Source organism: Vibrio sp. 10N.261.55.F4, from assembly GCF_041470465.1.
In the GTDB taxonomy this organism is placed as follows: Bacteria; Pseudomonadota; Gammaproteobacteria; order Enterobacterales; family Vibrionaceae; genus Vibrio; species Vibrio crassostreae_C.
The window spans coordinates 1-4,563 of the sequence record NZ_JBFRMM010000067.1 but is presented as its reverse complement, the minus strand read 5'-3'; the positions used below and the strand labels follow the sequence as shown (position 1 = coordinate 4,563).

Sequence of the window (4,563 nt, the reverse complement as noted above, 5' to 3'; positions counted from 1 at the left end):
TTTACTTTAATTGGTATAAATCATAGTGTTTCGCACGTCAGTCGAATAACTTACACAAAAGATTTTCCCGCAGCCCACAGCTCTTAGCTCAGGTTTTTCCCAAAACCAACTCATGATTAGGACTACATCATTTCTGATTCCAGCTGTGAGGTGACTCGAGCATGATTTCAAACGTATATAGCTTTAAGTTTAGCATTCAGATACTCGAGCCATACGCGCTGTAGATGTTTCCTTTATTAAGTGAGTGGCTCTCAGTATTAGTTAACAGCCTTTCGTCTACGAAATCTGACTTCTGCTCTATCTGTGAATCTATAGGATACGTGTAATTAGGGCTCTATCATGGAGGCTTCTGCTAAGAGCGCTATAGCCCTTAATGAGTCGACTTAATAGCTCTTAATTATACATTCAGCTTAAACCACTCTCGATAGCATCAAGCGCTTTGTTAGAAGTATTTCAAAGGATGGAAGCGGAGTAGATTCAGCTTGAAAGGTGAGAGTTGTTAGGTTGCGTTCCAAAGTGGTGCTGGAGGGATATGTAAGTTAAGACATAGAGTGTCCCTCGTATCCGTATCTACATGTGCAGGGAGGTTCTTCCCCCAACTGATTGTGATGTTCTCTGGTTCTAGGGGATGGTAATTTAGGATGTTTACCGGTCTCTCTTCGATTTTGATGTGTTTGTTGACTCGATATTAATCAGTCGTGTTGACCGTTTTGCTCTGAGCATATTGATTTCTTGCTGGTTAGTTCAAGCTATGTTTTGGTTATTGCGACTAAGATGAAGCTAGAAGGTCACTACTGTTTGCTTAGTAGAAATAAAAATCCCCCAAATCATTGGCGGATAGTTTTGTGATTCTTTTCAGAATTAGATAAAGCCTTAAACCTAATGGGTCGAATTATGAAATTGAGTTTTAACTTTGAAGATGCGAGCCAGATCTTTGTGGGATCTTTTGCCTTGGCCGTGCCGATTTCTTTTTCTGAAGAGGCTTGGAAGTTAGGGGAGACTTTACCTACCGCTAATCTATTGCTGCTATTTTTACTGTCTGCGGTGTTCTTAGGCTTCTATACGTATGAGAGTGTCTTTCAAAAAGATGTTGTTGCTCGGTTGCCGGTGTTTATTTTCAGAATAGTGATTGCTTATGTTATGACGGCATTGGTCGTTGCTTTGGTACTGACTTGCCTGGACAAATTACCTCTATTGAGTGATCCCGTCGTATCGATCAAAAGAGTGATTGTTATTTCAATGCCAGCCTCTATGGGCGCTATTGTAGTGGATAGTTTTGATAAAGAGTAATCTGTGTATCAATTTGGATTGAAGTGTCTTACAGAGCTTTTCAGCGCTTACTTGATTCGTTATTTAGCTTTCTTACCTCCAAACTTAGTATTGATTTTTTCAACCGATCTCCTAGTCAATAAAATGAGTAGCAACGTACTGTGACTGACTCTTACGTGAATGTGTCGTTTGTTGTTGGGAGATTTTGAAGAGCATTAAGTAGCGAAGATTTGTAGCTTTGGAAGGATATAAAAACGGTTGGTTTCTGAATTGAATATGGTATTTGAAAGGTGAGGGTAGTTGTATTAATAAGTTAGGATCTTTAGATGCAAAAAAGCCGCATCAATGATGCGGCTTCTTTTAATTGGCTCCCCTTGCAAGACTTGAACTTGCGACATACGGATTAACAGTCCGCCGTTCTACCAACTGAACTAAAGGGGAATTGATTGTTTAGTCTCTAATCAAGAGAATGGTGCCGACTACCGGAATCGAACTGGTGACCTACTGATTACAAGTCAGTTGCTCTACCTACTGAGCTAAGTCGGCATCATGAATCAAAAAGCTTATGCTTGATGATTAACTTGGCTCCCCTTGCAAGACTTGAACTTGCGACATACGGATTAACAGTCCGCCGTTCTACCAACTGAACTAAAGGGGAATTATTCTTAAAGCTTTAAAGAAATGGTGCCGACTACCGGAGTCGAACTGGTGACCTACTGATTACAAGTCAGTTGCTCTACCTACTGAGCTAAGTCGGCACATAATATTTCTTTGTGCTTTACTGTTGTTGTCTAAGACACCAACAAATAAATTGTGGTGCCCGGAGGCGGAATCGAACCACCGACACGAGGATTTTCAATCCTCTGCTCTACCGACTGAGCTATCCGGGCGACGAGGTGTATTAAACGTGTTTTCGCGTTCTGGGTCAACATTAAATTGCAAAAAAAGTATCGTTTGATGTTTTTCTATACTTAGTGGGTTGTTTTTGCTCATTTGGGGTGAAAAACCTAGGTCTAGCATGCCCTAAAAGATAGTAAAACTACGGTTAACTACACTGAATGGGCGCCGAAATAAAAAAAGCACGTATGAAAACGTGCTTTTTTATTTGAAAATTTTCTAGGGAGTTTAGTGTTTTACTTCAAACCTATTAACCCAAGCTTCTAATTCGTTGGAAAGAGAGGCAAGAGTTTGGGTGCTGTTATGACTTTCTGTTACGACATTGCTCAGTTGGTTACCGCTCTCTTCGATCATATTGATACGCTTCGATATATCATCGCTCACCTGAGTCTGCTCAGCGGCCGCTGTTGCGATTTGATGACTCATTGATGAAATGGACTCTAATGCGACAACAATCTGTTGTAGTGCTTCAGAGGCGTTTTGAGACTCTGTTACGGTGCTTTCACTGGTCGCGGCACACACTTCCATGGTTTGAATTGCGTTGCGAGACCCCTCTTGAAGGTTATTAATCATTAATTGGATTTCTTTTGTGCTCGATTGTGTTCTGCCTGCAAGGTTACGAACCTCATCTGCTACAACAGCAAATCCACGACCTTGTTCGCCAGCTCGAGCTGCTTCAATGGCTGCATTTAGTGCCAATAGGTTAGTTTGCTCCGCTATATCACCAATCACATCCAATACTTTTGCAATGTTGTTTACATCGTTATCTAGGTTAGCGACAGCTTCGCTTGCTGTGCCTAGTTGGCCTGCTAAGCCTTGAATGTTATCTACTGTGTTGTGAATGAGTTGTTGGGTATGCTGGCTCTGTTTGTCGGCCTCGTCGGTGTTGCGCGCGGTATCGCTAGCTGAAGCAGCTACGTTATTGGCTGAAGAGGCCATCTCGGTCATTGCTGTCGCGATCATCTCTGTTGATTGCTGTTGGGTGTCTGTCAGTTGACCAATTGACCCAGCGCGATCTTCTACGCGCTGCAGTTCGCCTCTTAATGCCAGCATTGAAGCGTCAAGGTTTGATACTAGCTCAGCCAATGACTTACTCATTTGTTGTACGGCGTGATAGATACTGCCGTCAATTGCCTGAGTTTCGAAAGAGGTTTGAATTCGACCTTGTGCTACGGCTTGTACTGCTTCTCGTACGTCTTTAGGTTCGCCGCCAAGAAGCGCTAGCATGCGTTTAATGGATACAATTAGGCTCGCCAGAATAAGACCAGCAATCACGACACAAAGAAATAGCTGCCATTGAGCAGTAGACCAAAAACGAGCGTTAACTTCATTGAACCCGATACCAGTGCCGACAACCCAACCCCAATGTGGCGTTTTCTCTGCAATAGACAGTTTTTCTTCAATCGTTCCATCTGGCAGTTTTTGTGTCCAGGTGTACTCAATGATCTCGCCAGTACGATTACCAAGTACTCTTTGGATTAGCTGCCCAACACTATTGCCGTCGCCATCTTTAAAGTCGTTAAAACTGGTTCCGTGCAGTTGAGGATCTAATGGTGTCGCGATAAACGTCATGTTCTCATCGGCTACGTAAACATATTCATTATCTTTATAGATGTTGTTGCGTAGAAGGCGAGTAGCTAGTTGCTTGGCTTGCTCTTCTTCTAGTGTGCCATCAATCGCCATTTTTTCGACTTCAGTAAGAATGCTGTATGCGCTCTTAAACAGCTCTGTTACGCGAGCTTTGTTGTCCATGTTGCTAGCAACTCTTAAGGTCCATAAGCCTGTAGCCGTCAGTGCTAGCAGGGCGATCAAGATGATGCCCGATAATAAGTAAGCTTGCGTTTTTAGTTTCATATTTCCCCGCGCAGCGATTCAATAATTAGTATTAGGTATAATTCATCGAATCTTAATCTAAGTGGTGTAAGGCAGATATTAGAAAGACATCAAAGTATGATAGGGATTAAATTTTCGAAGAAAAAAAAGTAACAGGACTTGGTTCTATTTGTTTTAATGTGAATATTAGCGGGTCATGAACTTTATAAGGCGTTGGTTCTGTTGTAGTGGATATGCTTTATAGAACTTAGAATCAACTGCTGTAGTAAGAGTACTAAAAGGAGATAACTCAATTTATCGAGACTGATTAAGAGTTAGTGAGGAGCTGATGTGTATATTGAATAGAGTTTGTTTTTGTTCAAACGAAAAAAAGCCAAGTCTTTCGACTTGGCTTTCTTGAATGTGGCTCCCCTTGCAAGACTTGAACTTGCGACATACGGATTAACAGTCCGCCGTTCTACCAACTGAACTAAAGGGGAATTATTTGTGTTTAACAATGTTCTTTTAGATATAAATAATCCATAAAGACCATTATTTGTTAAGCACCAAATAATGGTGCCTCGA

General features: G+C 41.7%; 2 protein-coding genes and 6 tRNA genes. 1 reads left to right on the top strand and 7 read right to left on the bottom strand.

All coding sequences use genetic code 11. The annotated features are described in order from the left end of the window. Positions 1-894: 894 nt before the first annotated feature. Positions 895-1,290, top strand: a complete 396-nt coding sequence (locus AB4249_RS21845) for a DUF2391 family protein (RefSeq protein WP_017060180.1) — start codon at positions 895-897, stop codon at positions 1,288-1,290. A 344-nt stretch (positions 1,291-1,634) separates the two neighbouring features. Here AB4249_RS21845 and AB4249_RS21840 read toward each other — a convergent pair. The 7 genes from AB4249_RS21840 to AB4249_RS21810 all read right to left on the bottom strand — a co-directional run bounded on the left by AB4249_RS21840 (position 1,635) and on the right by AB4249_RS21810 (position 4,478). Further along, a tRNA-Asn gene (locus AB4249_RS21840) sits at positions 1,635-1,710 on the bottom strand. A 29-nt stretch (positions 1,711-1,739) separates the two neighbouring features. Continuing rightward, a tRNA-Thr gene (locus AB4249_RS21835) sits at positions 1,740-1,815 on the bottom strand. 36 nt (positions 1,816-1,851) lie between these two features. Beyond that, positions 1,852-1,927: transfer RNA gene (locus AB4249_RS21830), tRNA-Asn, on the bottom strand. A gap of 24 nt (positions 1,928-1,951) precedes the next feature. Then, positions 1,952-2,027: transfer RNA gene (locus tag AB4249_RS21825), tRNA-Thr, on the bottom strand. Positions 2,028-2,083: 56 nt separating this feature from the next. Continuing rightward, positions 2,084-2,159, bottom strand: a tRNA-Phe gene (locus AB4249_RS21820). Between the two features lie 235 nt (positions 2,160-2,394). Continuing rightward, the gene (locus AB4249_RS21815) at positions 2,395-4,020 is read right to left on the bottom strand and encodes a methyl-accepting chemotaxis protein (RefSeq protein WP_017062210.1); all 1,626 of its coding nucleotides are present in this window, start codon (positions 4,018-4,020) and stop codon (positions 2,395-2,397) included. Between the two features lie 382 nt (positions 4,021-4,402). Beyond that, a tRNA-Asn gene (locus AB4249_RS21810) sits at positions 4,403-4,478 on the bottom strand. Positions 4,479-4,563 lie beyond the last annotated feature (85 nt).